The organism is Idiomarina baltica OS145, assembly GCF_000152885.1.
GTDB lineage: Bacteria > Pseudomonadota > Gammaproteobacteria > Enterobacterales > Alteromonadaceae > Idiomarina > Idiomarina baltica.
The window spans coordinates 162,658-185,390 of record NZ_CH672405.1; the positions used below are offsets into that span (position 1 = coordinate 162,658).

Sequence of the window (22,733 nt, forward strand, 5' to 3'; positions counted from 1 at the left end):
CACCGAGCGTTTTAGTAATTCGCAGGTTAAAGTTGTTGAAAACACAGGCCATTGGTTACATGCCGAAAAACCGCGCATTTTCAATCGTCTTGTAAAGGATTTTCTAGCGAGCCACGGTCGTCTTTAACAGTCTACTGTGCTATTATAAGAGGCGTTTCTGTCGGCCTATAGGGTGGTATCTTAAGGATGTTGGCTGAATATTATGAGCAAATAGAAGTACTCGTTACTAATATTACGCTAGGTATACTTTTCTTACTAATAGGCTTAGCTATTCGAGATGTGCTTAATCGCTCATCGGTCCCCAAATTCGGACGCATTATCGTATGGATGGTGTTGTTTCTTGGCTGCTTTGGTTTTATTGCTAAAGGCATTATCCAAGTGATTTGGGAGGTCGGTGTCTAAAATCGACCGAAAACACATGGCAAAAGAAAACACGGATAAAGTAACGATCGATTTGTTCCTTGATCAACCGCGTAAAGGTCGACCTCGAACAAATCCATTACCACGTAATGAGCAGTTAAAAATTAATAAGCGTCGGCAACTGCAACGAGACCGACGTCAAGGTAGAAAGCGAATAGAATTGAAAGTCGACCAGTCAGTGCATGAGCATTTGAACGAAGTCGCATCATCCTCGGGCTGCACCCGCAGCGATTTAGTCGAAGCGATGATTAAAATCTCGCTGGCAAACCAAGAACAAGTGCTGCCAGCTGTCGTTAATTTAGTAAAATCAGGTGAAAGTTGATTTATGGCAACTGTTGGAATTTTCTTTGGAAGTGATACGGGTAATACCGAAGCGGTCGCCCACATGATTGAAAAAGAACTCGGCAAAAAGCTTGTTGAGGTCAAAGATATTGCAAAATCGAGTAAGGAAGATATTGCGAGCTACGATCTTCTTTTATTTGGTATTCCCACTTGGTATTACGGGGAAGCGCAGTGTGACTGGGATGACTTCTTCCCTGAGTTAGAAGAAATTGATTTTACTGACAAACTCGTCGCCATCTTCGGCTGCGGAGACCAAGAGGACTACGCCGAGTACTTCTTAGACGCAATGGGTATGGTGCGCGATATCGTTGAAGCAAGAGGAGCAATCATTGTTGGTCATTGGCCAACCGAGAGCTATCACTTTGAGGCTTCAAAAGGGTTGGTCGATGAAAATCATTTTGTGGGTTTAGGTATCGATGAAGATCGTCAGCCAGAACTGACAAAAGACCGTGTTACCCAATGGTGTAAACAGGTTTATGAAGAGATGTGTCTCGCAGAGCTAGCCAACTAGGATGGTTTTGCGCTATTTTGAGCAAAGCTATTGAACAACTAAACAAAAAGCGAAGAGCACCATGGCGACAAATGATGAACAATTGAAAAAAGCTGGTCTTAAAGTAACGTCCCCACGCGTAAAAATTTTGGAGATCCTTAAGCAACCAGATAATCAGCATATCAGTGCCGAAGACGTCTACAAGATTTTGCTTGAGCAAAAGGATGAAATTGGCCTCGCCACGGTTTACCGCGTGTTAAACCAGTTCGATGATGCAGGTATTATTACCCGTCACCATTTTGAAGGCGGTCGTTCGGTCTTTGAACTCAGTGCGAAAGAACACCACGATCATTTGGTGTGCTTAACCTGCGGTCACGTGTTTGAGTTCGAAGATGATGTTATCGAAGAACGTCAGGTACGTATTGCCGAGCAAAATAAAATCAAACTAACTAATCATAGCTTATATCTTTATGGCGAGTGTCAACGAGGTGAAGGTTGCGAATATAAAGCAGCTGAGGAAGCCTAACGATGGCACTGCGTTGGCTTATCTATGGTGCAAATGGATACTCAGGTAAACTCATTGCTCATAAAGCCGTCGCACGAGGTTATCACCCTGTACTTGCAGGACGTAACGCAACCGAAATCGAACACTTCGCTGGGGCGCTTCAGCTCCAGCACCGTGTTTTCAGCCTTTCAGATCCGTCACAGGTCAAACAGCAACTGATTGACATCGATCTGGTTATCAATTGTGCAGGTCCTTTCAGCAAAACGGCCGCCCCGCTCATTCAAGCCTGTATTAGCACCGCTACGCATTATCTTGATATTACTGGCGAGATTGACGTGTTTGAATATGCACACTCGCAGTCTGAGGCTGCTAAAAAAGCAGGTATCGTGCTCTGCCCAGGTGTGGGCTTCGATGTCATTCCTACGGATTGCTTGGCTGCACGTCTGTATGCACAAATGCCTGACGCAACACATCTCGCGTTGGGATTTGATTCGGCCTCAAGAATGAGCCGCGGCACAGCTAAAACAAGTATTGAGCGTTTAGGACATGGAGGCGCAGCACGCATCGACGGTATTGTCAGCTCAGTGCCATTGGCATGGAAAGAGCGCCGCATTGACTTTGGTAACGGTGTTAAGTCGGCGATGACCATTCCATGGGGCGATGTGGCGACTGCATTTTACACCACATCGATACCCAACATTGAAGTTTATATTCCAGCCCCACCTAAGTTAATTAAACGACTTCGTAGAGTGAACTGGTTACGATGGTTGTTTAAGTCACGCTGGGTACAGAACCAACTGAAAGCAAAAGTCGATCAGCGCAGTAGCGCGGGTCCAGATGAAGACGCACGTAAAGCCAACCCGACCTATATTTGGGGAGAGGTCAAAAATAAACGTGGAGACACGAAATCTATGCGCTTCAAAATAAAAAATGGCTATACCGTCACAGCAGAAGGAGCCGTTGAAGTCGCACTTTATATTTTACAACATGAAGCTTTGCCAGGTGGCTATTACACGCCATCCCGACTATGTGGCGCTAAACTACTTGATCAGTTCATTGAACATTAAAAAACCGGCTGATGAGCCGGTTTTTTTGATAAGCACTTATGCAGCATCGCCCTGCTGTTCGATTTTAGCCCAGCTATCACGTAGACCCACGGTTTGGTTAAAGATAAGGCGCTGTTCTTTCTCAGCGTCACTATCCAACACATAATAACCTAAACGTTCAAACTGGTACGGTTGCTCAACTTTCGCCTCGGCTAAGTTGGCTTCAACAAAGCCGTGCTTAACCACGAGTGAGTCAGGGTTTAGCGCAGCGAATAAGTCATCTTCCGCAGCAGGATTCGGCACACGGAACAGACGGTCATAGATACGAAACTCAGCTTCTTTCGCTGTATCTGCCGAAACCCAATGGATAACGCCTTTCACTTTACGACCATCGGCTGGATCTTTGCCCAAAGTATCAGGGTCATAGGTACAGTATACGGTCGTTACTTGCCCGTCACTATCAACATCACAGCGTTCAGCCTTAACCACATAGCCATTTCTGAGACGAACTTCTTTGTCTAACACCAGTCGCTTAAACTTCTTGTTAGCCGATTCACGGAAGTCTTCACGTTCAATGTAGACTTCACGAGAGAAAGTCACTTGGCGGCACCCCATATCCGGGTTATTCGGATGATTAGGCGCATCAAGTAGCTCCTGCTGACCCTCTGGATAGTTTTCGATAACCAGTTTAATCGGATCCATTACCGCCATCGCACGCGGCGCATTCTCGTTTAAGTCATCACGGATACAGGCTTCAAGCATACCCATTTCAACTTGGTTATCCATTTTGGTGACACCAATACGACGACAGAACTCACGGATAGACGATGGCGTGTAGCCACGACGACGCAAACCCGCAATACTCGATACACGAGGGTCATCCCAACCCGACACTTTGCCTTCCTCAACCAAGTTATTGATGATGCGTTTACTCATCACGGTATATTGCAAGTTCAAGCGCGAGAATTCGATTTGCTGAGGATGACAGTCGATACTGATATTATCCAAAACCCAGTCGTACAAACGGCGATTATCTTGAAACTCCAAAGTACACAATGAATGCGTAATGCCCTCTAACGCATCAGAAATACAATGTGTGAAGTCATACATTGGATACACACACCACTTGTCACCGGTTTGGTGGTGATGCACGTGTCGCACGCGATAGATAACTGGATCACGCATGCACATGAACGGTGATGCCATATCAATTTTAGCTCTCAAGCAACACTCGCCATCTTTATATTCGCCCGCAGTCATGCGCTTGAACAGATCAAGGTTTTCCTCGACCGACGTGTCCCGGTAAGGGCTGTTGGTGCCCGGCTCTTTCAGCGTGCCGCGCATTTCACGCATGGTCTCTTGGTCAGAGAAATCCACGTACGCGAGTCCCTTTTCAATGAGCTCCATCGCAAACCCGTGTAACTCATCAAAGTACCCCGATGAATAACGAGGCTTACCTTCCCACTGATAACCTAACCAAGCAACATCGCGTTTGATCGACTCGACGTAATCAACTTTTTCTTTTAATGGGTTGGTATCATCAAATCGCAGGTTACAGGTACCCTGGTAATCTTCGGCAATACCAAAGTTCAACACGATTGATTTAGCATGACCAATGTGCAAAAAACCATTCGGTTCCGGTGGGAACCGAGTATGTACTGACGTATGCTTTCCTTCTGCCAAATCTTTATCAATAATTTGGCGAATAAAATTACTTGGACGATGCTCAGTTTCTGACATGCGTGTATGTTCTCCAACAACTTTTGAGCTCAAAAAAGGATATTACTTATGATCGCAATTAATGATCCGTCTGGCAAGCAGGTGTGATGCCAAAAAAGTCATAATAGTTCTTTAATTGCTGTTGTACTTTAGCAACTTCAACTCGAGTAAACTGCACGGTTTGACCCGGTCGACATTGTGCCAAACGTGACAGATCCAGTGGACTTATATTACCAAGCTTAGGGTACCCCCCCAACGTTTGGCGATCGTTCATCATAATAATAGGTTGGCCGTTCGGTGGCACCTGCACTGAGCCAATATTGATTCCCTCTGACACTAAACCTTTGCCCGCATACTCAATGGCAGGCCCTTCGAGTCGAATGCCCATCCGATCGCTTTGCTGGCTAATTTTATACTCGTGGAAACTCAACTTTTCGCGCTCAGCCATGGCAAACTGGTCGTACTGAAACCCGGGTATCAGACCTAAGACCGGTGGCTTACTGTAATCAGGACGGTAACGCCATGGAATACGTTGCGTTAACTCACAGGTTGAAGACTCAATAGCCAATGTATCGCCTTTTTGCAGCGCACTACCATCACCGCGGTGACCGCCTAATTGCTCACGCTTAACCGTCGCGCAACTACCCCATTGCGGCTTGACCTGTATTCCACCTGCAACAGCTAAATAGGCCCGTAATCCGCTACGTGCAGGCCCAATACTCAGCACCTGCCCAGCTTCAACCTGAAACGTTTCCCAAATACTGCGCTCTTCGTCATCCAGTTTTAAGCTGACATCTGCACCGCAGACGGCGACTGCAGCAGCGGTGGAAAACTTAAACTTTGAGCCCCCCAATACAATTTCAATCTGAGCGGCACCCGGCTCATTTTTTAGCAGATAGTTGCCCCATAAAAAGGCATTCTCATCAATAGGTCCGCCGCGCGTTAAGCCTTTTTTTAAGTAGCCTAAGCGACCAAAATCCTGAATAGTGGCGTACATGCCGGGTTCAATCACTTCAATCATTCGAATGCCTCCACTGAGCCGCCAGCCGCGATAAACTCATCCTTTGAAATCGCCTTAAATCGCACCGTATCACCCGAGTTAAGTTGATTCAGAATGCCTTTCTGAGGTTCATATAATGGAAAGGTCGTGCGGCCAATGATGTTCCAGCCGCCAGGCGATGCTAAGGGATAAATCGCTGTTTGCCGTTCAGCAATGGCAACACTCCCCGCTGGGATTCGTGTTCTAGGTGAATCCAACCGAGGTGCCTGTAAATCTTCGGCGACTTCGCCCATGTAAGCAAAACCCGGTGCAAACCCCAACGCATATACTCGATAGCTATCACGGCAATGGCGCTCTATAACCTCCTCGGCACTGCATCCGTGGAGCTCCGCAATACGTGCTAAATCAGGTCCGACCGTCTCATCGTAATAAACAGGAATGACGTGTGTTTGACCCTGTTCAGCGTTGACCTGTTGGAGTTCGGGCAAGGATTCAATGATAGCTTTGATCGAGGCACGTATATCGGTATCTGAATGTCGGGTAATATCGTAATAAACCATGAGCGATGAGTATGCCGGTACGGTTTCGAGTATCGCTAAATCGCTGCTGGCTATCGCTGAATCAAGTTGCAGTACGCGTTGGTTCGCCTCGATGCTGATCACATCTGCAAAATAGACGATCACCGCATCAGCACCCGCATTGACTATGGAAGGTTTCACGCTCAGTTTCCCTCTTGTTGTTATTCGGGTATCGAGTGGAGTAACTCACGTATTTTCGACACGGTTTCGACCGCGGATGGGTTGTCGCCGTGAACGCACAGTGAGTCGATACTAATCATTCGCTCGTTACCATCTTTGTCAATAATAGGCTCGCGTCGAGCAAACCGGTTCGCTTGTTCAAGTACATCGGCTTCCTCGGTCAGCACCGAGCCGCTTTGCTTTCGTGATACAAGCCGACCTTTGTGGTTATAGCGACGGTCTGCAAAGCCCTCAAACCATAAGTAAACGTCATAGTTAGATGCTAATGCCTGCCACTCAGAGTTTTGCGGCGTTGCCATAACCATCAATGGTAACGGTTGACGTTGTTGGGTTTGCAAGTAACTAACTGCCTTACATACCGCTTTAAATATTTCACTGTCCCGTAGCATATCATTATAAAGTGCGCCATGTGGTTTAACGTAAGCAACCGATTCGCCGTAACGTGCGGCGATACCATTAAGTGCACCGACTTGATACATGATGAGAGCAATAATTTCTTGCTCTGAGCAGTCCATATGCCGCCGCCCAAAACCAACAAGATCTGGATAGCTCGGGTGAGCCCCAATCTTGACTTGGTGTTGTGCTGCCAGTGCCACCGTCTGAGTCATCGTCAGTGGGTCGGATGCGTGAAAGCCACATGCAATATTAGCGCAGTCGATGTGCGGCATGATAAGTTCATCCTCGCCCATCTTATAAGCGCCAAAGCTCTCACCGATATCACAGTTGAGTGTAATTTTTCTAATCGTATGCGTATTCATACGACAAAGTATATCATGATTTGGTTTTGTCTTGTTTACGTGCGGTAATGTCACCTGTTAATCGAGTGTAGCTCACTGCAAACAAATACAACCCGACACCGATACTGGCAATTTGCAGGGCAGGTAAAGCCAGCACGACTAGCTGGTGTTTAGCGAAAATAGCGACAGCACCCACGAGCCCCATCGTCGTTAAGCCGCTTGCTATCAAAGTAATCGGAGGCAGCCAACTCAATAGCTTTTGAATACGCAACAATGCGAGTAAACCACCCAAAATAATGCCCCATGCAATCGGCACTCCCAATTGATACCAACTCAATTGATAGTCAGCAATTGCAGCGACTAATTGGTCTTGTGAAGCGGTATAAAAAAATAGACCCACCGCGCCCGCTAAAATGACAATTCGCTTAAAAAGATTCATGCCTGCTTTCCTTACAGCGCTAAGCTCACACAATAAATAATAATGCCTATCACGGGCACCCAAACAATTGGAGACTGATACCACTTGAGCGGCTGTTTACTTTGTTCATTCAGCTTATTCAACGTGGGCAACCGATACAGCCAAATTAAAGCCACCAGCATTAAGCCTGCGCCCGTTAGCCGAATGGTAGTATCAAACTCGCTTACGACTCCGAGTACAGCTAAAAGTAAACCTACAATCAGCAGTACTATTGCAGTAACACGTTGCCACATTTATTCACCTCGTTATTATTATGCTTTGGTCGAATACCACCATAACGCTTTTTTAACAGACAAAAAAGAATATGTTACCTTAGAGCCTACGCTGACAGGGATTGAACAATACATGCAGATATTTAAACGAATGGCGCTGATCATTGCGGCCGCTGGCGTGACCTTTGGTTTAATCGTAATAAGTATCGTCGTATACCAATACACCATCATGGCACCTGACCTACCCCATGCCGGTGACTGTCAGTTACAACAACTCGAACAAACTCAAGATCGTGCTGCTGAAGTGCACACCTATCAATGTACTCGCGGTTCAGAAACCACTTGGCAGGGTACCGAGATATGGCTCTATGAACCTTTGACTGAAGAGTGGCAGCGGATGTTAACCGTTGCAGGCGAACCCTGTGTGCGCATTCGCCTCAACGAGCGTCGTCTAACGGTCTCCCATGCGGGCAACAAGCTCGATTTTAACCTCGCTGAACCGGTCTTTATCTACAAGGATAAAGAAGGCACAAGCCATAGCTTGGCTGTCGCAATCGATAACCAAGCAACGGCATGCGATGATTAATTAGGTCAGTTTGAGCACCCAACTCAGCGGTAAGCGCTTCATTAAAAAACCAATAACGCACCACGGCCAACCGGGTACATAGGCTTTGACGGGCGCTTTCTCTATGGCTTTTACCATTTTACGACAGCCCTCTTCGGTGCCAATCATAAAGGGTGTGTTCTTTACTTTTTCATTAATTTCCGAGCGAATATAACCCGGGAATAATGTGGTGACTTTGATAGGACTGTTGTTGCCATAGGTCTTAAGCAAATCAGCGCGGATCCCTTCAGACATCGATGCTAAACCGGCTTTGGTTGCCGCATATACCGTCATTGCACGCGGCATGCCACGCAATGCACTCATCGAGGCGATGGTGATCAAATGACCTCGCTCTTGTGCTCTGAAAATACCCATAGCCGCCTCGCATTGGGCCAACGCAGCAACAAAGTTCGTTTCAGCCGTGGCTCGATTAGCGGCAAAGTACCCTGTGCCTAACGAAGCGCCTTTACCCATCCCAGCATTAACAACGATTTTATCAATCGCGCCTGCCTCTGATTTAAACCGCTCAAACACGTCAAATACATCATCGTGTTGGTTAACATCAAGCGCTGCAATGTATACGTTAGCTTTTGGGTAAGCTTGCTCGATTTCACTTTTCAATGCTTCTAAACGCTCAATGCGCCGTGCGCACAGGCACAAATGATACCCTTTACTGGCAAATTCCCTTGCCATGCCCTCGCCCAGTCCAGAACTGGCGCCCGTTATTAATACGGTTTGTTGTTTTTGCATAATACACGTCCATTTATTGTTTTATTTTGCGACGGCAACGCCATAACAAGTAGTTGACCAAAAACCAGAAGTTTTTAAACGCTGGATTATTCGTTTGCTTATGGTGATAACGATAATAAATCTGCTGAGCAATTACGGCGAGGCGGAATAAACCAAACACCTCATAGAACTTAAAGTCAGCCACCGCTACGCCCGTCTGCTGACAATAATAGTCGATGATTTCTGCTCTATTTAACATACCTGGATAATCACTCGGTTGTCGTTTCGTCGCCCGGGCAATTTTGTCGTCGTCAGATTGAATCCAGTAGGCCAACGCATTACCCAGGTCCATCAGCGGGTTACCGAGCGTCGCGAGCTCCCAATCAAGAATGCCAATGATGTGAGTCGGGTTATCAGCATCTAATACTAAGTTGTCCAAACGAAAATCATTGTGCGTCATGCAAATGGTCTCGTCGCTCGGTTGGTTTTCTCGAATCCAGCGCATGATGCTTTTAGCGCCAAATACGTTCCATGTTTTCGCCCGCTCAAATCGATTGCACCACCCTTCTACCTGCCGCTGGGTATAGCCTTTGCCTTTCGCTAACCGTCTTAGACCCGATGCATTGATATCTACATTATGTAACGCGACAAGGCGGTCAATCGCGTTTAAACATAATTGCCGCGCTTGTGTTTCACTTAACTCCAGTTGGCGGGGAAAGTGACGACGCGGAATAATTCCCTCTATATGACGCATCACATAAAATTCAGCACCAATAACCGACTCATCCTTGCAGTGTGCAAGCACTTCCGGCACCTCTGGAAAATACGGCTTAAGCGCTTTTTGAAAACGATACTCGCGCCCCATGTCGTGCGCCGACTTCGCCTTAGTGCCATCGGGAGGACGACGTAAAACGAGAGCGACGTCATGATAATCAAGCCGGTACGTCCAATTAGATGCGCCCCCTGTATACTGAGTGACCATCAGGTCCCCGGAAACATCACTGAATACGTCGGGCAATTCGGCTTTTAGCCACGTATCAAGCTGTTCAATGGGTAACGACTCTTCCGTTCTAACCGGAGAAGACTGGTCAAGTACGCTGTTTGCATCAACGCTCATTCATTCGCTCCTGCCAAGCTCTTACTTCTGTTTTAGCAATGGTTGCACGATGCACTGCGTCAGGGCCGTCGGCAATACGCAATGATTTAGCGACCGCTAATAAATCGGGTAAAGGCGTATCATGACACATCGCGGCACCACCATACAGTTGCATGGTTTCATCCACCACACGTTGCAGGACTTGCGGCGCGACCAATTTAATTGATGAAATCGCTTTAATCGCCTTCATTGCACCCATCTTATCAATTTGCCATGCCGCATGAAGCGTGAGTAAACGCGCTTGATCAATGGCAACCCGTAAATCTGCGAGACGTTCTGTATTGCCACCCAACTTTAATAAAGGTTGCCCAAACGCAATACGGGATGTACCGCGCTCGATAAACATATCGAGCGTCCGTTCAGCAGCACCGATGGCGCGCATGCAATGATGAATGCGGCCTGGACCTAAACGTCCTTGCGCTATTTTAAATCCGGCGCCCGGTCCGACGATGATATGGTCCTTAGGTACACGCACATCGTCAAATATCACTTCACCGTGACCATAAGGCGCATCGTATTCGCCCAGCGCAGGGAGCATGCGCTCAATATGCACGCCGGGTGTATTTAAAGGCACAATCACCATCGAATGACGGCTATGCTTATCAGCATCCGCGTCCGTCAAACCCATCACGATGGCAAATTGAGCGTCGGGATGCCCAAGCCCTGTGCTCCACCATTTACGTCCGTTTATCACCCACTCATCGCCGTCAGCGGTAATCGTGGTTTGCATGTTCGTTGCATCAGATGACGCCACATCAGGCTCCGTCATACAAAAGACCGAACGAATATCCCCTGCCAGGAGAGGTTCAAGCCATTGCGTCTTTTGCGCGGCACTCCCAAAGTGATACAGCACCTCCATATTGCCGGTATCCGGTGCATTACAATTAAAGATTTCCGGCGCCAACAAGCTGTGCCCCATACACTCGGCGATAGGCGCGTACTCAAGAGTTGTTAGTCCCTGCCCAAGCTCAGCGTCGGGCAAAAACAGGTTCCATAACCCCGCCTTCTTAGCCATGGCTTTTAATTCAGCTACATGGGGTGGCACCTGCCATTCACGCCAGTGAGGGCCGGCATTAAGACGTTGGTTTTCTTTACGATAATCAGACTCATAAGGGACGATATGCTGTTCGATAAATTCTTGTACGCGTGACAAATAATCACAACTTTTATCTGAAAGTGAAAAGTCCATTCTACATTTCCTTTAAATGCCCAATAACCACATTGTAGGCATGAATGATTTTCTGGTACAACCAGTTTAAATCGATTACTCCGCTTGCACTGGAGTCAAATTTTTATTACGGTTAAAAACAAAATAGAAAAATTAATCTATGCGCATAATAATAGTCACCTTTCTTCTTTTGCAGTTAACAGGCTGTACAGCCCTCGTTGCTGACCAAGTGGCTCACCCCCATGGAATGAATCTAAACTTTTCCGATGAACAATCAGCTCTAGATATCTTTCACCTGCAGCCCCGTAAGGTCGGTAACCTGGACTATTTTTATGCACCTGCCGCTGGATTTGCTCAACAAGAAACGGCGTTTGAAAGCACCATTAATGTGGCGCTGACCAACAGCAAAACAGGCACCACCACGACAACCCAATATCACTATGACGACAGCCATGCGCGTAAACTATCAAAGCAAAGTGAGCCGCGCGGTCAGGTTATTATGCTGCACAGCTACAGCACCGATAGCCGTTCACTTTATATTGATAGTCGAGCACTCCGGGCGCAAGGGTACGACGTGTTGTTGTTCGACCTGAATGGTCATGGGCGTGCAAGCGATAAGCCGATGAGTTTTGGTCCGGCGGATGTTGAACGTTTAGATCAATTAGTCACTATGATCCGTGACAACTCAAACTTGCCGCTGTTGCTGTACGGAAAATCCTATGGTGCAAGCGTAGCTGCACAATATATCGCGAAGCATGGCAAGATCGATGGTTTCATCGGCATTGCTCCGATGAATAACTTTACCGAAGCTGCGCTTATCGAGACAAAACGCAATTCGCCTTGGCTAACCCAGTTTATTAGCGATGATTATATTACCGCAGGTATTGAACGCGCTGCCGCTTCAGTCGGAGCGAATGTCGAGAAGGCCAATACCGCACGTATATTGGCTAATCAGTTACAACAAGCCAGCTGGCCCCCATCACTCATTTTTGTTGGTGAACTTGATAAACTGAGTAAAAAGGAAACCTTTACCTCGTTTGATGACAACTCAAACGTTAAAGTCATCACCCTACCCGACCGCCCACATATAGCAATGATGGTATACGACAATACGATCGATAAGCAGCTATCCGAATGGCTTGTAATGTTTGAAAAGAGAAAATTACCTTAAACACATTAAGTTAAACATAAGATACAAAAAACCCGGCGCAAGGCCGGGCTTTTTATGAGCTTAAACAACGTTGATTACCAACCTGTTTTCTCACGTACTGCTTTACCGATATCAGCCAAGCTACGTACAGTCTTAACGCCAGCTGCTTCAAGTGCAGCAAATTTCTCGTCTGCTGTACCTTTACCGCCTGCGATGATCGCACCGGCGTGGCCCATACGCTTACCTGGAGGCGCAGTGACACCTGCAATGTAAGAAACCACAGGTTTGGTCACGTGGTTTTTGATGTATTCTGCAGCTTCTTCTTCTGCAGTACCACCGATTTCACCGATCATGACAATAGCTTCGGTCTCTGGATCCTTCTCGAACAACTCTAAGATGTCGATGAAGTTAGAGCCTGGGATCGGGTCACCACCGATACCAACACAAGTAGACTGACCGAAACCTTCGTCAGTAGTCTGCTTAACGGCTTCATAAGTCAAAGTACCTGAACGCGATACGATGCCGACTTTACCTTTCTTGTGAATGTGACCTGGCATGATACCGATCTTACATTCATCAGGAGTGATAACGCCTGGGCAGTTTGGACCAATCATACGAACACCTTTGTGCGTCAAGTATTCCTTAACGTACAACATGTCCAATGTTGGGATACCTTCAGTAATACAAACAATCAGTTCGATACCCGCATCTGCAGCTTCGATGATTGAATCCTTACAGAAAGGTGCCGGTACGTAGATAACTGATGCTGTTGCGCCAGTCGCTTCCACCGCTTCTTTAACAGTGTTGAAGACAGGTAGACCTAAATGCTCTTGGCCACCTTTACCCGGTGTTACACCGCCAACCATTTGCGTACCATACGCAATTGCTTGCTCAGAGTGGAACGTACCTTGACCACCAGTGAAACCCTGGCAGATAACTTTGGTGTTTTTATCGATCAAAACGCTCATTATTGACCTCCTGCCGCAGCAACCACTTTATCAGCAGCGTCAGAAAGGCTTTCTGCTGCGATAATGTTTAGGCCACTTTCATTCAATTTCTGCGTACCTAGTTCAGCATTGTTACCTTCAAGGCGAACAACAACCGGTACTTTAACGCCCACTTCTTCGACGGCACCGATGATACCCTCAGCGATCATGTCACAACGGACGATACCACCAAAGATGTTAACCAGTACGGCTTTTACAGAGCTGTCAGACAAGATGATTTTGAATGCTTCAGAAACGCGTTCTTTAGTTGCACCGCCACCAACGTCAAGGAAGTTTGCAGGTTCGCCACCGCTTAACTTAACGATGTCCATCGTACCCATCGCCAAACCAGCGCCGTTAACCATACAACCGATGTTGCCGTCGAGTGCAACGTAGTTTAGTTCCCACTTAGCCGCTTCTGCTTCACGCGCGTCGTCTTGTGACGGATCGTGCATTTCGCGGATTTTTGGCTGACGGTACAATGCGTTGCTATCGATGCCTACTTTAGCGTCTAGGCAGTGCAAGTTGCCTTCGTCAGTGATAACGAGCGGGTTAATTTCAAGCAATGCCAAGTCGTATTGCTCGAACATTTTCGCTAAGCCTAAGAAGATTTTGGTGAACTGCTTCACCTGATCTGCAGAAAGGCCCAATTTGAAACCTAATTCACGACCTTGGAAAGGCTGTGCGCCTACGGTCGGATCGATTTCAACTTTCAAGATTTTTTCTGGTGTTTCTTCAGCGACTTTCTCGATTTCAACGCCGCCTTCAGTTGATGCCATGAACACGATTTTACGTGAACCACGGTCTACAACTGCACCTAGGTAAAGCTCGTCTGCAATGTCAGTGCAGCTTTCAACTAAAATCTTAGCAACCGGCTGACCATTTTCGTCGGTTTGGAAAGTTACTAAGTTTTTACCTAACCACTGCTCAGCAAAAGCGCGAACTTCGTCAGTGCTTTTTACCAACTTCACACCGCCCGCTTTACCGCGGCCGCCAGCGTGAACCTGACATTTAACAACCCAAGTGTCTCCACCAATACGTTTTGCCGCTTCAACTGCTTCATCAGCAGTATCGCACGCAAAACCTTCAGATACTGGCAAACCAAACTCTTTAAAGAGTTGCTTACCCTGATACTCATGCAAATTCATGATGCTCTTCCGATTCGTTGAAACAACAAAAGCAGCGAAATGCTGCCTACCCGAATACCGCGCCGAATTCTAACGCGTACGGCGCAAAAATAACAGCCGTAAGCTGGAATCCAACTTACGGCTGAGTGCTCAGCGTCTTTAGATATCCAGGATAAGACGTTGAGGATCTTCCAACAGCTCTTTAACCGTGACTAAAAAGCCAACCGATTGTTTGCCGTCGATAATACGGTGGTCATAAGACAATGCCAAATACATCATTGGCAAAATCTCAATTTTACCATCCACCACCATGGGGCGTTCTTGGATTTTGTGCATACCCAAAATCGCGCTTTGTGGTGGGTTCAAAATAGGAGTTGAAAGCAGTGAACCAAACACACCACCGTTAGTGATTGTGAAGTTTCCACCCTGCATTTCTTCCAATGTGAGTTTTCCATCACGTCCTTTGATAGCCAATTCACGAATACCGTTTTCCATGTCTGCGATCGACATTTTGTCAGTATCACGTAACACAGGCGTAACCAACCCACGTGGTGTTGAAACCGCGATGCTTACATCGAAGAAGTTGTGATAAACGATATCATCACCGTCAATCGATGCGTTGACATCAGGGAAGCGTTTTAATGCTTCTGTGACCGCTTTAACGTAAAAGCCCATGAAACCTAAGCGTGTACCGTGTGTTTCTTCAAACACATCTTTGTACTTTTTACGAAGGTCCATAATCGGCTTCATGTTGATTTCGTTAAACGTCGTCAACATTGCCGTGTCGTTCTTAGCTTGTAATAAACGCTCGGCGATACGTTTACGTAAACGCGTCATCGGTACGCGTTTTTGGTCACGGTCACCCGCCGCTTGCGGCTGCTGAGACGCACTCTGGCTGCTGCTAGAGCTTGACTTAGACTGTTGGCCTTTAACGTGTTTCTCAACGTCTTCTTTGGTCACACGACCACCTTTGCCAGTGCCTTTTACGTCACTCGGTTTCAGACCATGCTCGCCTAACAAACGACGTACGGCCGGACCTGCGACTTCGCTGTCGCCTTCGTCTTTCTGCTCAGTTGAAGTCTCTTCAGACTTTGCCGAGGATTTATCAGCAGAGCCTGATGCAGCTGCGCCCGCTTCAACCGTGCCAATCACATCGTCAGCACCCACTGTCGCGCCTTCGTCTTGCGTGATTTCAGCTAAGACACCATCGGCTGGCGCGACAACTTCAAGAACCACTTTGTCAGTTTCAATATCGACAAGGTTTTGGTCGCGCTTAACAGCGTCGCCTGCTTTCACATGCCAAGTTGCAATGGTTGCATCAGAGACAGATTCAGGTAACTGCGGTACTTTGACTTCAATTTTTTCGCCTGAGCCTTCGCCCGAGCCTGATTTTTCAGAAGCATTGTCGTCTTTTGACGAACTTTCTTCTTTCTTATCTTCTTCAGCCGAATCTTTGCTATCGCTATCGTCGTTGCTATCGTCACCCGCGCCTTCTTCGATTTTGCCAATCACTTCTTCAGCAGTCACCGTAGTGCCTTCGTCAGCAATGATTTCGCCAATGACGCCATCGGCTTCAGCGACAACTTCGAGCACTACCTTATCGGTTTCGATGTCAACCAGATTCTGGTCACGCGACACTTTGTCACCTGGTTTTACGTGCCAAGTTGCGATGGTGGCATCGGCAACAGATTCGGGTAATTGAGGAACTTTAATATCAATCGCCATGGTTCATCTTCACCTATTTAATGGTTAGCGCTTCGTCAACGAGTTTTTGTTGCTGTTTATTATGCTCAGATAAATAACCGACTGCCGGAGCAGCTGATGCGGCTCTGCCTCGATAGGTTAATTGAGCACCTGATGGAATAGCCGCCCAGAAGTTATGTTGGCTACTGTACCAAGCACCTTGGTTCTGGGGCTCTTCCTGACACCAAACAAAATCTTTGACGTGCTGATAATCTTTCATAATCTCTGCGACTTCTTCCGCAGGGAACGGATAAAGCTGTTCGATACGGATAATAGCCACATCATCTTGTTCGCGTTTACGGCGTTCTTGTAACAGATCATAGTAAACTTTACCTGAACACAAGACCACGCGTTTTACTTTTTTCGGATCCAAGTCATCAATTTCAGCGATGGCATTTTGGAAACCAGTATTCTCTAAGTCACTCATTTCAGAGATAGCTAATGGGTGACGTAATAACGATTTAGGTGTCATCACCACAAGCGGACGGCGCACCGGACGCAGTTGCTGACGACGAATCATATGGAACACTTGCGCAGGTGTCGTAGGCACACAAACTGACCAGTTATGATCAGCTGATAGCTGCAAGAAGCGTTCAAGGCGTGCAGAAGAGTGTTCTGGACCTTGTCCTTCGTAGCCGTGCGGCAGCAACAAAGTCAAACCACATAAACGGCCCCACTTCTGCTCACCGGAGCTTAAGAACTGATCAACCACGACTTGAGCACCGTTGGCAAAGTCACCAAATTGCGCTTCCCACATGACCAATGACTTGGGCTCAGCGGTCGCATAACCATATTCGAACGCAACTACCGCCGCTTCCGATAAGACCGAATCGTAGATTTCTACCACACCTTGATCATCTTTAATGTGATTCAATGGCATGTAAGTCGATGCATCTTTTTGGTTGTGCAACACGGCATGACGATGGAAGAACGTACCACGACCCGAGTCCTGACCGGTCAAACGGATATGGATACCTTTATCCAACAAGGTGGCATAAGCTAAGGTTTCTGCAAAACCCCAGTCCATCGGCTTATCGCCTTTAGCCATTTTCATGCGTTCTTGATAGACCTTAGCAACGCGAGAGTTCAGCTTATGTTCTTCTGGATACTGAGCAATCTTCTCACCCAATGTCGCAAGCGTCGATTTTGACACTTTATAGTCATAGTCGACGTCCCAATCGTTGCCCACGTACGGGCTCCAATCGACCGAATGCTTACGCATCGGACGGTGTTCTTCGACGACGACCTCACCCTTATCTAAGGCATCACGGTAGTCTTGCACCCATTGTTTAGCGTCGTCTTCACTGACCACGTTAGCCTTTGACAAACGCTCTGCGTAGATTTCACGCGGCACTGGGTGCTTTTTCACTTTCGCATACATCAATGGTTGTGTAGCACTTGGCTCGTCTGCTTCGTTGTGACCGTGGCGGCGGTAACACACCAAGTCGATTACAACGTCACGTTTAAAGGTATTGCGGAAATCCAATGCCAATTGCGTTACAAAGACCACAGCTTCAGGGTCATCTGCGTTAACATGGAAAATCGGTGCTTGGACCATTTTTGCAATATCAGTACAGTACTGAGTTGAACGCGCGTCTTCTTGCTTCGATGTGGTAAAGCCAACTTGGTTATTCACCACGACACGTACCGAGCCGCCGACCTGATAAGCACGCGTTTTAGACATGTTAAATGTCTCTTGTACGATACCTTGACCAGCAATTGCCGCATCCCCATGAATGGTTATCGGCAGTACTTTATCGCCTTTCGGATCTTGTAGACGATCCATGCGCGCACGCACCGAACCCATAACCACTGGATTAACGATTTCTAAGTGTGATGGGTTAAAGGCTAGCGCCAAGTGAACATCGCCACCGGGCGTTGCAAAATCTGACGAGAAGCCCATGTGGTATTTAACGTCACCTGAACCTTTGTTTGCCGCATGTTTACCGGCAAATTCGTCAAACAAATCTTGTGGCTTTTTACCGAGCACGTTGACTAACACGTTTAGACGACCGCGGTGGGCCATGCCAATAACGACTTCTTGCGTGCCCTGCTCGCCTGAGCGACGAATCAATGACTTCAATAGCGGAACTAAGCTATCGCCACCTTCGAGTGAGAAACGCTTAGCACCTGGAAACTTAGAGCCTAGGTATTTTTCTAAACCGTCGGCAGCAGTCAGTTCACGTAAGATGCCGGTCTGCTGCTCTTTATCAAAGCTTGGCTTACCGCGAACACCTTCTAAGCGCTGCTGAATCCAACGTTTTTCCTCTGTCGACACGATGTGCATATATTCTGCACCAATCGGGCCACAATAAATATCTTCTAACGCTTTGTGAATATCCTTGAGCTTCATCGTTTCGCTGCCAACGGCTAACGAACCAACGTTAAACTCACGGTCCAAATCGTCTTTAGTTAAGTCATGAAAAGCAAGTGAAAGGTCGGGTACCTCTTCTTGTTTCCACAAGCCAAGAGGATCGAGGTTAGCGTGTTGATGACCACGGAAACGGTATGCATTAATGAGCTGTAAAACGCGTACTTGTTTCTGATCCGCTACTGACGACTGACCGCCAGCTTGCTTGAGTTTATTCTTCGCAAGCGTACGAAACTGTTCCCGTACGTCACTTAATTTAGCATCTACTGCATGGTCATTGGTTGGCAATGAGTCGAACATATTTCGCCACTCATCACTCACTGCAGTAGGATCATCGAGGTAAGCTTCGAACATTTGTTCGATATAAGCGATATTGCCTCCGGCTAGATGCGATGATTCTAGCCATTCACGCATTACACCCTCTTGCATTGCGTATCCTTCACACTCAATTTGTTCAAACTATAAGAAATAGCCATCCGTGAGCCGGATGGCCATCTTCAGCATCAATTATAACGATTTCTTGCTAAGGCGCTGCAATTAAACTGCACGGCTCAGCAACATCGATTTAATGTGACCGATTGCCTTAGTTGGGTTCAACCCTTTAGGACAAACATTCACACAGTTCATGATGCCGTGGCAACGGAACACACTGAAGGCATCGTCAAGATCATCAAGACGCTGTTCAGTCGCCGTGTCACGACTATCGATCAAGAAACGGTATGCATGCAACAAACCGGCAGGACCGATAAACTTATCTGGGTTCCACCAGAATGATGGGCACGAAGTTGAGCAACAAGCACAGAGAATGCACTCGTATAAGCCGTCTAACTTCGCACGCTCTTCTGGCGATTGCAGACGTTCACGCGCCGGTGGCGTTTTCTCATCATTGATAAGATACGGCTTAATTTTCTCGTACTGTTTGTAGAACTGACTCATATCTACAATCAAGTCACGGATGACCGGTAAGCCAGGTAACGGACGAATCACGATCTTGCCACCTTTCAAAGATGACATTGGCGTGATACAGGCCAAACCATTTTTACCGTTCATGTTTAAACCGTCAGAGCCACACACGCCCTCACGACATGAGCGCCGGAACGCTAACGACGGATCTTTTTCCTTCAATTTAATCAAAAGATCCAGCACCATCAGATCCTGATTCTCTTCAATTTCAAGAGAATAGTCTTTCATATACGGTGCGTCATCAACATCCGGGTTGTAACGATAAATCGAAATATTAACTGTTTTCATCGTTTTAACCCCTTATTAATAAGTACGTGCTTTCGGAGGGAAAGCTTCACGTAGCTTAGGTGCCATATTCACTTCACGCTTAACCATCTGCTCGTCTTCTGGACGGTACACACTGTGTACTAACCAGTTATCATCATCACGGTCAGGATAGTCAGCACGACTGTGCGCACCACGGCTTTCCGTACGGAAGTTGGCCGCCACAGCAGTAGAATAAGCTGTTTCCATCAAGTTATCGAGCTCCAAGCACTCAACACGCTGCGTGTTGAACTCTTTAGATGTATCATCCAAACGTGCATTTTTCAGACGCTCACGGATTTCTGCCAGCTCTTTAAGACCATCAGCCATCGCATCGCCTTCACGGAATACCGAGAAGTTCATCTGCATGCATTGCTGCAAGTCTTTCTTAATTTGCGCAGGATCTTCACCTTTCTGGGTATTTTCCCAACGGTTAAAGCGGGTTAGCGCTGCATCAACATCGTCTTTTGACGCTTCGCGTGCTTCCGCATTCGCAGCCAAGTGTTCACCTAAGTGCATACCCGTCGCACGGCCGAATACGACCAAATCAAGTAATGAGTTACCACCTAAGCGGTTCGCACCGTGTACCGATACACAGGCAATCTCACCACAAGCAAACAGACCTTGTACTGGTTTTGATTGACCATCGCTATCGATGTCCAATACTTGACCGTTCACGTCTGTTGGAATACCACCCATCATATAGTGACAGGTTGGGATAACCGGAATCGGTTCTTTAACCGGATCGACATGAGCAAACGTGCGTGATAAGTCGCATACACCCGGTAGACGGCTTTCAAGCGTCTCTTTACCCAAGTGATCGAGCTTCAATTTCAAGTGCGTACCCCAAGGGCCATCGCAACCTCGACCTTCGCGAATCTCGGTCATCATTGAACGTGCAACGACGTCACGCGATGCCAAATCTTTTGCGTTTGGCGCATAGCGTTCCATGAAGCGCTCGCCATCTTTGTTAAGCAAGTAACCACCTTCACCACGGCAACCCTCGGTTACCAAGCAACCTGCACCTGCGATACCGGTTGGGTGGAACTGCCACATTTCCATATCTTGTACAGGTACACCGGCACGTAATGCCATGCCTACGCCATCGCCCGTATTGATGTGCGCGTTGGTTGTAGAGGCATAAATACGCCCTGCACCGCCGGTCGCCAACACGACCGCTTTAGCTTTCACATAGTAGACTTCGCCGGTCTCAATATTCATCGTCGTGACACCGCACACAGCGCCGTCTTGGTTTTTAACGATGTCGAGTGCATACCACTCAGAGAATACCGTAGTCTTGTTTTTCACGTTTTGCTGGTACAATAAATGTAGCAAAGCGTGGCCGGTACGGTCCGCGGCAGCCGCTGTACGCGCCGCTTGCTCGCCGCCAAATTCTTTTGACTGGCCACCGAAAGGACGCTGATACACTTTACCATTTTCAAAACGAGAGAATGGCAAGCCCATGTTTTCGAGCTCTAAGATCGCTTCTGGACCGCTCTTACACATGTACTCAATTGCGTCTTGGTCGCCGATATAGTCTGACCCTTTGACGGTATCAAACATATGCCATTGCCAATCGTCTTCGTGGGCGTTACCCAACGCAACGGTGATACCACCCTGCGCAGAAACAGTGTGAGAACGCGTTGGAAACACTTTGGACATCAACGCACAGCTCATACCTTCTTGGGAAATTTGCAACGCAGCACGCATACCTGCGCCGCCCGCGCCGATTACAACGGCATCAAATTCTAAAGTTTTTACGTTCACTTACACACCCCACAGTACAAACAAGCCAGTGAGCCAAACGATGATGAGCCCAACGCTGAATACGAACTGAATAAAAGCGCGTACACCCGAGGCTTTAACATAGTCCGTAAGTACTTGCCAGATACCAATCCAGCCGTGTACTAACACGCCGGTAAGCGCTAACAACGTGAACACTTTCATCCACAAATTCGAAAATAAGCCCGTCCAGTTGGCGTAGGTTACGTCCGCTGTTGACGCAAAGAAGCCCACCATGAACAAGACATATAGCAACATAACGACTGCTGAAGCACGCAACAAAATGAAGTCATGCGGGCCGCTACGTCCAAAGGTTCCAGCTTCTCTTACCATAACCACACCCCTACTAAAACTGACACGATAATCGAAATCACGATGGATGCAGTGGCACTGGCGCGGCCTGAATCAAGCTCTTCCCAGAAGCCCATATCCATGATCAAGTGACGAATACCAATGATTAAGTGGAATCCTAACGCTGTCAAAATACCCCAGCCAATGAACTTCGCGATAAAGCTAGTCATTATGCTTTCTACTTGAGCAAATCCCTCAGGACCACTGAGAGACGTTGCGAACGCCCAAATCAAGAAGGCCAGTGACACAAGCATAATGACACCGGAAACCCGATGCAGGATAGATGCTTTGGCAGCGGCAGGAAACTGAATGGTAGATAAGTCTAAGTTTACAGGTCTTTCTTTTTTCACGATAGATTGCCTTTCAATAAAGCACCAAGAAATGTAAAGAATGCCCGGAGCACTGTTAATTAATGCCACCTCGACGTATGTGAGTATATCGACCATAGCATTGAATTACAATGTCCAATGCCTATAACGGACATCGAAAGAATTTGGATTAAGACTAAAGTTGTATCTCGCATAAAAATGTAATCCTGTATTCACTTTATGCACGTATAATGATCGAGAGTGAGTTGCCATGTCCTTTACAAA

General features: G+C 47.2%; 24 protein-coding genes. 7 read left to right on the plus strand and 17 right to left on the minus strand.

Annotation, left to right across the window (positions count from 1 at the left end; all coding sequences use genetic code 11):
• Nucleotides 1–186 precede the first annotated feature (186 nt).
• The 5 genes from OS145_RS06645 to OS145_RS06665 all read left to right on the plus strand — a co-directional run bounded on the left by OS145_RS06645 (nt 187) and on the right by OS145_RS06665 (nt 2,824).
• The gene (locus tag OS145_RS06645) at nt 187–402 is read left to right on the plus strand and encodes a DUF2788 domain-containing protein (protein ID WP_006955498.1); all 216 of its coding nucleotides are present in this window, start codon (nt 187–189) and stop codon (nt 400–402) included.
• Nucleotides 395–742, plus strand: a complete 348-nt coding sequence (gene ybfE, locus OS145_RS06650) for a LexA regulated protein (protein WP_006955499.1) — start codon at nt 395–397, stop codon at nt 740–742. Before OS145_RS06645 ends, ybfE begins: the two co-directional genes overlap by 8 nt.
• Before the next feature lie 3 nt (nt 743–745).
• The gene (gene fldA, locus OS145_RS06655; protein ID WP_006955500.1) at nt 746–1,273 is read left to right on the plus strand and encodes a flavodoxin FldA; all 528 of its coding nucleotides are present in this window, start codon (nt 746–748) and stop codon (nt 1,271–1,273) included.
• A 61-nt stretch (nt 1,274–1,334) separates the two neighbouring features.
• The gene (gene fur, locus OS145_RS06660; protein WP_006955501.1) at nt 1,335–1,778 is read left to right on the plus strand and encodes a ferric iron uptake transcriptional regulator; all 444 of its coding nucleotides are present in this window, start codon (nt 1,335–1,337) and stop codon (nt 1,776–1,778) included.
• Between the two features lie 2 nt (nt 1,779–1,780).
• Nucleotides 1,781–2,824 carry a saccharopine dehydrogenase family protein gene (locus tag OS145_RS06665; RefSeq protein WP_006955502.1) on the plus strand — a complete coding sequence of 348 codons (1,044 nt, stop codon included), beginning with the start codon at nt 1,781–1,783 and terminating at the stop codon, nt 2,822–2,824.
• 36 nt (nt 2,825–2,860) lie between these two features.
• Here the strand turns inward: OS145_RS06665 and glnS are convergent, their stop codons facing one another.
• From glnS to OS145_RS06695, 6 genes are read right to left on the minus strand one after another with little or no spacing between them, the layout of a single operon-like run.
• Nucleotides 2,861–4,543 (minus strand): glutamine--tRNA ligase, encoded by a 1,683-nt coding sequence (gene glnS / locus OS145_RS06670; protein ID WP_006955503.1) that lies wholly within the window; start codon nt 4,541–4,543, stop codon nt 2,861–2,863.
• Nucleotides 4,544–4,601: 58 nt separating this feature from the next.
• Entirely contained in the window at nt 4,602–5,543 is a 942-nt protein-coding gene (locus OS145_RS06675; RefSeq protein WP_006955504.1) for a 5-oxoprolinase subunit C family protein, read from the minus strand.
• On the minus strand, nt 5,540–6,241 hold the full coding sequence (pxpB, locus tag OS145_RS06680; RefSeq protein WP_006955505.1) for a 5-oxoprolinase subunit PxpB: 702 nt from the start codon (nt 6,239–6,241) through the stop codon (nt 5,540–5,542). The genes OS145_RS06675 and pxpB overlap by 4 nt, the downstream gene beginning before the upstream one ends.
• Nucleotides 6,242–6,261: 20 nt before the next feature.
• Complete coding sequence (locus OS145_RS06685; RefSeq protein ID WP_006955506.1) at nt 6,262–7,038, minus strand: 5-oxoprolinase subunit PxpA; 777 nt, start codon at nt 7,036–7,038, stop codon at nt 6,262–6,264.
• Between the two features lie 13 nt (nt 7,039–7,051).
• Nucleotides 7,052–7,456 (minus strand): hypothetical protein, encoded by a 405-nt coding sequence (locus OS145_RS06690; RefSeq protein WP_006955507.1) that lies wholly within the window; start codon nt 7,454–7,456, stop codon nt 7,052–7,054.
• A gap of 11 nt (nt 7,457–7,467) precedes the next feature.
• On the minus strand, nt 7,468–7,728 hold the full coding sequence (locus OS145_RS06695; protein ID WP_006955508.1) for a hypothetical protein: 261 nt from the start codon (nt 7,726–7,728) through the stop codon (nt 7,468–7,470).
• Between the two features lie 112 nt (nt 7,729–7,840).
• Between OS145_RS06695 and OS145_RS06700 the strand changes: the two genes are divergently transcribed.
• Nucleotides 7,841–8,293, plus strand: a complete 453-nt coding sequence (locus OS145_RS06700) for a hypothetical protein (RefSeq protein WP_006955509.1) — start codon at nt 7,841–7,843, stop codon at nt 8,291–8,293.
• Here the strand turns inward: OS145_RS06700 and OS145_RS06705 are convergent, their stop codons facing one another.
• Genes OS145_RS06705 through OS145_RS06715 form a run of 3 tightly spaced genes read right to left on the minus strand, consistent with a single transcriptional unit; the run spans nt 8,294 to nt 11,385 of the window.
• Entirely contained in the window at nt 8,294–9,061 is a 768-nt protein-coding gene (locus OS145_RS06705) for an SDR family oxidoreductase (RefSeq protein WP_006955510.1), read from the minus strand.
• A 13-nt stretch (nt 9,062–9,074) separates the two neighbouring features.
• Nucleotides 9,075–10,157: a phosphotransferase family protein gene (locus OS145_RS06710; RefSeq protein WP_006955511.1), complete on the minus strand. Its 1,083-nt coding sequence runs from the start codon at nt 10,155–10,157 to the stop codon at nt 9,075–9,077.
• Entirely contained in the window at nt 10,147–11,385 is a 1,239-nt protein-coding gene (locus OS145_RS06715; RefSeq protein ID WP_006955513.1) for an acyl-CoA dehydrogenase family protein, read from the minus strand. The genes OS145_RS06710 and OS145_RS06715 overlap by 11 nt, the downstream gene beginning before the upstream one ends.
• Before the next feature lie 139 nt (nt 11,386–11,524).
• Between OS145_RS06715 and OS145_RS06720 the strand changes: the two genes are divergently transcribed.
• A complete protein-coding gene (locus OS145_RS06720; protein ID WP_083773246.1) occupies nt 11,525–12,535 on the plus strand; it encodes an alpha/beta fold hydrolase in 1,011 nt (336 codons plus the stop codon).
• Nucleotides 12,536–12,609: 74 nt separating this feature from the next.
• Here OS145_RS06720 and sucD read toward each other — a convergent pair whose 3' ends face one another.
• The 8 genes from sucD to sdhC all read right to left on the minus strand — a co-directional run bounded on the left by sucD (nt 12,610) and on the right by sdhC (nt 22,490).
• Entirely contained in the window at nt 12,610–13,482 is an 873-nt protein-coding gene (gene sucD / locus OS145_RS06725) for a succinate--CoA ligase subunit alpha (protein ID WP_006955516.1), read from the minus strand.
• Nucleotides 13,482–14,648, minus strand: coding sequence for an ADP-forming succinate--CoA ligase subunit beta (gene sucC, locus OS145_RS06730; RefSeq protein ID WP_006955517.1), 1,167 nt, complete (start codon nt 14,646–14,648; stop codon nt 13,482–13,484). The genes sucD and sucC overlap by 1 nt, the downstream gene beginning before the upstream one ends.
• A 138-nt stretch (nt 14,649–14,786) precedes the next feature.
• The gene (gene odhB / locus OS145_RS06735; RefSeq protein ID WP_006955518.1) at nt 14,787–16,352 is read right to left on the minus strand and encodes a 2-oxoglutarate dehydrogenase complex dihydrolipoyllysine-residue succinyltransferase; all 1,566 of its coding nucleotides are present in this window, start codon (nt 16,350–16,352) and stop codon (nt 14,787–14,789) included.
• Nucleotides 16,353–16,365: 13 nt separating this feature from the next.
• A complete protein-coding gene (locus tag OS145_RS06740) occupies nt 16,366–19,170 on the minus strand; it encodes a 2-oxoglutarate dehydrogenase E1 component (protein ID WP_006955519.1) in 2,805 nt (934 codons plus the stop codon).
• Between the two features lie 108 nt (nt 19,171–19,278).
• Nucleotides 19,279–19,992, minus strand: coding sequence for a succinate dehydrogenase iron-sulfur subunit (locus OS145_RS06745; RefSeq protein WP_006955520.1), 714 nt, complete (start codon nt 19,990–19,992; stop codon nt 19,279–19,281).
• Between the two features lie 15 nt (nt 19,993–20,007).
• Nucleotides 20,008–21,774, minus strand: coding sequence for a succinate dehydrogenase flavoprotein subunit (sdhA, locus tag OS145_RS06750; protein WP_006955521.1), 1,767 nt, complete (start codon nt 21,772–21,774; stop codon nt 20,008–20,010).
• Nucleotides 21,775–22,122: a succinate dehydrogenase, hydrophobic membrane anchor protein gene (sdhD, locus tag OS145_RS06755; protein WP_006955522.1), complete on the minus strand. Its 348-nt coding sequence runs from the start codon at nt 22,120–22,122 to the stop codon at nt 21,775–21,777.
• Nucleotides 22,116–22,490: a succinate dehydrogenase, cytochrome b556 subunit gene (gene sdhC, locus OS145_RS06760; RefSeq protein WP_040487923.1), complete on the minus strand. Its 375-nt coding sequence runs from the start codon at nt 22,488–22,490 to the stop codon at nt 22,116–22,118. The genes sdhD and sdhC overlap by 7 nt, the downstream gene beginning before the upstream one ends.
• Nucleotides 22,491–22,733 lie beyond the last annotated feature (243 nt).

Excerpts from the sequence above, each read along its gene's own strand:
- OS145_RS06645 (WP_006955498.1), top strand. The coding sequence starts at position 187 with ATGTTGGCTGAATATTATGAGCAAATAGAAGTACTCGTTACTAATATT.
- fldA (WP_006955500.1), top strand. The coding sequence starts at position 746 with ATGGCAACTGTTGGAATTTTCTTTGGAAGTGATACGGGTAATACCGAA.
- fur (WP_006955501.1), top strand. The coding sequence starts at position 1,335 with ATGGCGACAAATGATGAACAATTGAAAAAAGCTGGTCTTAAAGTAACG.
- OS145_RS06665 (WP_006955502.1), top strand. The coding sequence starts at position 1,781 with ATGGCACTGCGTTGGCTTATCTATGGTGCAAATGGATACTCAGGTAAA.
- glnS (WP_006955503.1), bottom strand. The coding sequence starts at position 4,543 with ATGTCAGAAACTGAGCATCGTCCAAGTAATTTTATTCGCCAAATTATT.
- OS145_RS06675 (WP_006955504.1), bottom strand. The coding sequence starts at position 5,543 with ATGATTGAAGTGATTGAACCCGGCATGTACGCCACTATTCAGGATTTT.
- OS145_RS06685 (WP_006955506.1), bottom strand. The coding sequence starts at position 7,038 with ATGAATACGCATACGATTAGAAAAATTACACTCAACTGTGATATCGGT.
- OS145_RS06690 (WP_006955507.1), bottom strand. The coding sequence starts at position 7,456 with ATGAATCTTTTTAAGCGAATTGTCATTTTAGCGGGCGCGGTGGGTCTA.
- OS145_RS06695 (WP_006955508.1), bottom strand. The coding sequence starts at position 7,728 with ATGTGGCAACGTGTTACTGCAATAGTACTGCTGATTGTAGGTTTACTT.
- OS145_RS06700 (WP_006955509.1), top strand. The coding sequence starts at position 7,841 with ATGCAGATATTTAAACGAATGGCGCTGATCATTGCGGCCGCTGGCGTG.
- OS145_RS06705 (WP_006955510.1), bottom strand. The coding sequence starts at position 9,061 with ATGCAAAAACAACAAACCGTATTAATAACGGGCGCCAGTTCTGGACTG.
- OS145_RS06710 (WP_006955511.1), bottom strand. The coding sequence starts at position 10,157 with ATGAGCGTTGATGCAAACAGCGTACTTGACCAGTCTTCTCCGGTTAGA.
- OS145_RS06715 (WP_006955513.1), bottom strand. The coding sequence starts at position 11,385 with ATGGACTTTTCACTTTCAGATAAAAGTTGTGATTATTTGTCACGCGTA.
- OS145_RS06720 (WP_083773246.1), top strand. The coding sequence starts at position 11,525 with ATGCGCATAATAATAGTCACCTTTCTTCTTTTGCAGTTAACAGGCTGT.
- sucD (WP_006955516.1), bottom strand. The coding sequence starts at position 13,482 with ATGAGCGTTTTGATCGATAAAAACACCAAAGTTATCTGCCAGGGTTTC.
- sucC (WP_006955517.1), bottom strand. The coding sequence starts at position 14,648 with ATGAATTTGCATGAGTATCAGGGTAAGCAACTCTTTAAAGAGTTTGGT.
- odhB (WP_006955518.1), bottom strand. The coding sequence starts at position 16,352 with ATGGCGATTGATATTAAAGTTCCTCAATTACCCGAATCTGTTGCCGAT.
- OS145_RS06740 (WP_006955519.1), bottom strand. The coding sequence starts at position 19,170 with ATGCAAGAGGGTGTAATGCGTGAATGGCTAGAATCATCGCATCTAGCC.
- OS145_RS06745 (WP_006955520.1), bottom strand. The coding sequence starts at position 19,992 with ATGAAAACAGTTAATATTTCGATTTATCGTTACAACCCGGATGTTGAT.
- sdhD (WP_006955522.1), bottom strand. The coding sequence starts at position 22,122 with ATGGTAAGAGAAGCTGGAACCTTTGGACGTAGCGGCCCGCATGACTTC.